A 5,045-nucleotide genomic window follows, 5' to 3' on the forward strand; every position below is an offset into this window, starting at 1 on the left:
GTCCATCATCCACTGGAAGGTCAGCGCCACCACCACGGTCGGCAGCAGGTAGGGCAGCACCACGAAGCCGCGCGCCAGCCGCCGGCCGGGGAAATGCTCGTTCAGCACCAGCGCGAAGGCGATGCCCAGCACCACCTGCAGGACGATGGAGGTGCCGGCGTAGATCAGCCCGTTGCCCATGGCGTGCCAGAACGCCGGGTCGGCCAGGATGCGCGCGTAGTTCTCGAACCCCACCCACCGGGGCGCTGCGATGAAGCTGTTCGCCTGGTGCAGGCTGAGCCACAGCGCGTGCACCGCCGGCACCACGATGAACGCCCCCGTGACCAGAAGGCCCAAGGCGAAGAACAGGTAGATGAGCCAGTCGAACTGCGAACGCATGCCACCCACTCCAAGCGCCCGTAGGTTGGGTTGAGCGCCAGCGAAAACCCAACGGCCTGCGCAATGCTGCCGCGTTGGGTTTTCGCCTTCGGCTCAACCCAACCTACGGTCCTTCCTTACGCCACCAGCTTCCGCATGCGCTCCGCCGCGTCGGCGACGCATTGCTCGGACGGGGTGCCCTTCAGCACCTTGCTTTGCAGCATCTCCGGCAGGATCCAGCTTTCAAAGATCTTGGCCGGGCGCATGTCGGGCGCCGGCCCTTCGGTGTCGATGGAGCGGATGACGATGTTCGGGTCGTCCAGGTAGCGCTGCATCTCCTTCACCGCACCCGCGTGCTTCTCGATCAGCGGGTGGGCGCGCCAGCGCGCGTCCTCGTAGATGTCCAGGCGCGGCGGCTGGAAGTGCAGCGGGGCGGAGTGCAGGAAGTTGATGTAGTGGGCGTCGCCGAACCACTCCATGAAGCGCACGGCCTCTTCCGCCAGCGGCGTCTTGCCGACCACCCAGCCGTCGTAGCCGTGGTTGACGGCGCTCTTCACGCCCGCATCGTCGGGGTAGGGCATCATGCCGTACTTGTCGGCCAGGGTGGGCGCCCGCTGCTCCAGGTACTCGATCAGGCGGCCGGCGTAGGGGGCGTGCGCCGCCTGCTCCGACCCGAAGTGTGCCAGCACGTTGCCGAAGGTGATCTGGCTGAGGCCCGGCGGCATGGTCTTGTACAGCTCGCCGAAGAAATCCAGGAACTTGGCCGTCTTCTGCCGCGATTCCGGGCTGTCGAAGGTGAGGTTCCACTTGTCGTCGAACAGCCCGACGCCGGACGCCCAGAGGTAGCCCAGGCTCATCCAGTTGGTGGCGTCGTTGCTGCCGATGGGCGTGGTCATGCCGAAGCGCGGGTTGGCGCCCGAGGTCATGGTCTTGCGGCTGTTCTCCAGGAACTGGTCCCAGGTCTTCGCCGGTTCCAGCTTCAGCTGGTCGTACAGGTCCTTGCGGTAATACAGCCAGCAGAGATTGTAGTCGTACATGTACCAGTAGTGCTGGCCGTTGATGGGGAACAGGATGCGCTTGCCCCACTTGTACTTGTTGACCAGGTCGGTGATGGGGGTGAGCTGCCCCTCGTTGGCCAGCGACAGGACGTGCGCCACGAAGATCAGCGTGCCGATGTCGTACGGCTTGCCGCCGCGGATGGCGGACACCATGCGGGTGTAGGCGTCGCCCACCGGAACCGTGTCGATGGTGATCTTCACCCGCCGTTCGCGCTCGTACTGCGCGGCGGCAACGCGGAGAGCGCGGACGGAATCCACCGCCGGCTCGGCGTTCAGGAAACGCAGCTCGTGCACCTGGGCGTGCACGGCGGGGGCGGGCAGGCTGGACGCCGCGGCGGCGACCGCCGCCCCGCCGGTGGTGGCCAGGAACCGGCGGCGTGTCAGGGAACCGTCGAACCCTCGCTTGCTCATGGTTTCTCCTCCCTTCCTTTTGGTTATCCGGCCTGCCGTTTTCGGCTCTTTCAGTGCGGACGCAGGGCGAGGCCGGTGCCCGCGTCGAAGAGGTGGATGCGTTCCGGCGCCACGCGCAGCGCCAGGGGCTGGCCGGCGGCAAGGCGGTCGTCGCGCGGCAGCACGGCGCGCAGCTCGGCCCCGTCCAGGCGCAGCAGGACCAGCGTCTGGCTGCCCATCTGCTCGACCAGCACCACCATGCCGGACAGTCCGCCGGACAGGCCCGCCTCCAGGTGTTCGGGGCGGATGCCCAGGGTGACGCGGTCGCCCGGCGTGGCGCGTTCGGCGCCCGGGCAGCCAGCCAGCGGCAGGCGCACGCCGCCGGCGCGGAACTCCGGCCCCTCCGGCGAGGCGGCCAGCTCGCCGTCCACGAAGTTCATCTCGGGCGAGCCGATGAAGCCGGCGACGAAGCGGTTGGCCGGCCGGTCGTACACCTCCAAGGGTGCGCCCAGCTGCTGCACGCGTCCGTCCTTCATCACGCAGATGCGCGAGCCCAGCGTCATCGCCTCCACCTGGTCATGCGTGACGTAGACCATGGAGGTGCCGACCTCGGCGTGCAGGCGCGCGATCTCCTCGCGCATGTGCACGCGCAGCTTGGCGTCCAGGTTCGACAGCGGCTCGTCCAGCAGGAAGACGTCCGGCTCGCGCACCAGGGCGCGGCCCAGCGCCACGCGCTGCATCTGTCCGCCGCTCAGCTGGCGCGGCTTGCGGTCCAGGAGGTCGGCCAGGCCCAGCATGGCGGCGGCGCGGCGCACGCGCGCCTCGATCTCCGCCCGGCCGGCGCCGCGCATGCGCAGGCCGAAGGCCAGGTTGTCGTAGACCGACTTGTGCGGGTACAGCGCGTAGTTCTGGAACACCATGGCGACGTTGCGGTCCTTGGGCTCCAGCTCCGTCACCCGGCGGCCGCCGATCAGGATGTCGCCGCCGCTGGCCGGCTCCAGTCCGGCGATCATGCGCAGCGTCGTCGACTTGCCGCAGCCGGACGGGCCGACGAAGACCATCAGCTCGCCGTCCTCGATGCGCATCGACACGGAATCGACGACGACCAGGCCGCCGAACGCCTTGCGCAGGCTCTCCAGCACCACCGAAGCCATGCGCCTACCCCTGCGGCCGGAGGGAGGCCGGGCGGCGCGCGGGCGGAATCCGGGTGTCGGGCGTCTCAGGCATGCTGTTCCCTCCCAGGAACCGTTCTTGGTGCGCGGCATGGTTTCGCCGTCGCCGTTGATTGCGCCAAGACAATCGTTTGTCTGTGCGTGTACATACGATGATAGGGCGGCACCGGTTTGTCAACGGGGGAGGCGGAGTGGTTTTTTAGGGCACCGGGCCGGGGCGGCGGGGGCCGGGGCGCGGCACCTCCTTGCCGGCGCGCACGCAGGCGATGCCCTCGGCCTGAAGGATAAGGCGGGCTTCCTCAAGGTCCTCCCACGGAGTGCAGCCGATTTCGGTGTCGGATTCGCGCCGCACGTCGAACTGCTGGTCCAGCAGCGCCGCGACCGCGCGCTCGCACGCGTCCCGCGATTCGAACCTCAGCACCGGAACCGTCAACGCCGCCATGCCCACTTTCCTCTATCCTGCGAAGGCGGCGTTATAGCTGCCATGACGGCCGGGGGCGAGCGCCACCCTTCCCCGTGGCACAGGCATCGGCTAAGACCCCGGCGAACGGACGGAGGCGGACGATGAACGCGATTCGCACGGCGGCGGTGGGCCTAGCTCTGATTCTGGGGGCCCTGATCCTGGGGATGGCGGCAAGCGCCGTGGCCCTGGACGCGGCGGCCCAGACGGTCGGCCCGCCCATCTCGCTGCGCCCGCCGCAGAGTCCGGCACCCGCCCCGGCGCCGGCGGCGCCCTCCATCACGGCGACGCCGCTGCCACCGCCCGCCCCGGCGCAGCCGCCGGCTCCCCCGCCGATGGTGGCGCCGGCCCCGAACCCGGCTCCGAACCCGGTCGCAGCCCCGGCCGCGCCGCCTCCGCCGCCCGCGGCAACGGCGGAGGATGTCGTGCGCGCCTTCTACGCCGCGGCAGCAGCGGCCGACGGCGCGCGGGCCAACACCTATCTGGTGGCCGAGAAGCGCAACCAGGGACCGTATGAGGCCCGCGCCATGGGTGACTTCTATGGCGGCATGTCCGAGCCGCTGCGCCTGCTTGACGCCAAAGAGATCATGCAGGGGCTGGTGCGGGTGCGCTATCATTACGTGCACCGCTCCGGCCGGCGCTGCGACGGCACCGCCGACGTCATCGTCGTGCCGTCCGAGGGCCGGCTGCTGATCGAACGGATCCGCGCGTTCAACGGGTGTTGATTGGGGCGGGTGTTGATAGGGCTGGGAGAGGCCAAGCGCATGTTGGAAGGGACGGCCGCCGCCATGGACGCCACCATGGACGCCGTGGACACGCTGCTGCGCGCCGTGGAGACGATGACCGTCGCCGGCGCCCCGCCCTGGGACGTCGACCTGCTGCACAAGGCGCTGCTCATCGCCCGCGCCACCGAACTGCCGGAAGACCTGGAGCGCGCCGACCTCGCCTACAAGACCTTGTCGCGCGACAGCCGCGCGCGCCTCGCCGCGCACGCGGCCACGCTTGCAAAGCGCCATGCCGCTTCCCATCTCCGCCCTTCGGCCAAGGACGCGCGCCCGGCCGGCGGCATCGTCGGCTTCTTCGCCTCGCTGACCGGCCGCCCCGTGACGGGCAGCGGCCAGACGGCCAAGGACCGGCTGCTGCGCGAGCTGACGGGCCGGCCCACCGGCGGGCGCTGAGGGCCGGGACCGAAAGTTTCCGGACCGGCGCGAAATTCGACAGAAGAAAATGCTTGCGTCGAGGGGGCGAGGGCGACTACAAACCGCCTCCCGATGCGGTGGCCGCCGAAGACAAACGGCGACACACGGTGGGAACAAGGAAGATCAATCCTTGGCTTGAAGAGTGGCGATGACCTCGCTCCTCAGAAAAGCGAAAAGAGATCAAAAAGTACTTGACCGGTTGATTGTCGCTGATTATACAGCGCCCCTCAATCGGACGCGGCGCCGGAGACGGTTCGGAACTGGCGCCCACGGATCTTTGACAATCGCATATCGTGTTGTGAGAAGGGATGCGCAGGCGGCGAGACCTGCGGTTGGGGTCCTCCGGTAGAGAGGGGCCTGGCACATTCGGGGTCGTTTGACCGCGCATTCCAAGCCAAGCAGAGATACA

Annotated in this window: 6 protein-coding genes; 2 read left to right on the top strand and 4 right to left on the bottom strand. The window is 69.0% G+C overall.

Annotated features, from left to right (window positions below; genetic code table 11):
* From VED21_RS03865 to VED21_RS03880, 4 genes are all read right to left on the bottom strand, one after another.
* Positions 1-378, bottom strand: a 378-nt coding sequence (locus VED21_RS03865) for a sugar ABC transporter permease (protein ID WP_324880994.1), incomplete at its 3' end; no start/stop codon positions are given.
* 116 nt (positions 379-494) lie between these two features.
* Positions 495-1,826, bottom strand: coding sequence for an ABC transporter substrate-binding protein (locus tag VED21_RS03870; RefSeq protein WP_324880995.1), 1,332 nt, complete (start codon positions 1,824-1,826; stop codon positions 495-497).
* A 50-nt stretch (positions 1,827-1,876) separates the two neighbouring features.
* Positions 1,877-2,959: an ABC transporter ATP-binding protein gene (locus VED21_RS03875; RefSeq protein ID WP_324880996.1), complete on the bottom strand. Its 1,083-nt coding sequence runs from the start codon at positions 2,957-2,959 to the stop codon at positions 1,877-1,879.
* Positions 2,960-3,176: 217 nt separating this feature from the next.
* Positions 3,177-3,419, bottom strand: coding sequence for a hypothetical protein (locus VED21_RS03880; RefSeq protein WP_324880997.1), 243 nt, complete (start codon positions 3,417-3,419; stop codon positions 3,177-3,179).
* A gap of 122 nt (positions 3,420-3,541) precedes the next feature.
* Between VED21_RS03880 and VED21_RS03885 the strand changes: the two genes are divergently transcribed.
* Entirely contained in the window at positions 3,542-4,162 is a 621-nt protein-coding gene (locus VED21_RS03885) for a hypothetical protein (RefSeq protein ID WP_324880998.1), read from the top strand.
* A gap of 39 nt (positions 4,163-4,201) precedes the next feature.
* The gene (locus tag VED21_RS03890; RefSeq protein ID WP_324880999.1) at positions 4,202-4,615 is read left to right on the top strand and encodes a hypothetical protein; all 414 of its coding nucleotides are present in this window, start codon (positions 4,202-4,204) and stop codon (positions 4,613-4,615) included.
* Positions 4,616-5,045 lie beyond the last annotated feature (430 nt).

The organism is Azospirillum sp. (assembly GCF_035627195.1).
GTDB lineage: Bacteria > Pseudomonadota > Alphaproteobacteria > Azospirillales > Azospirillaceae > Azospirillum.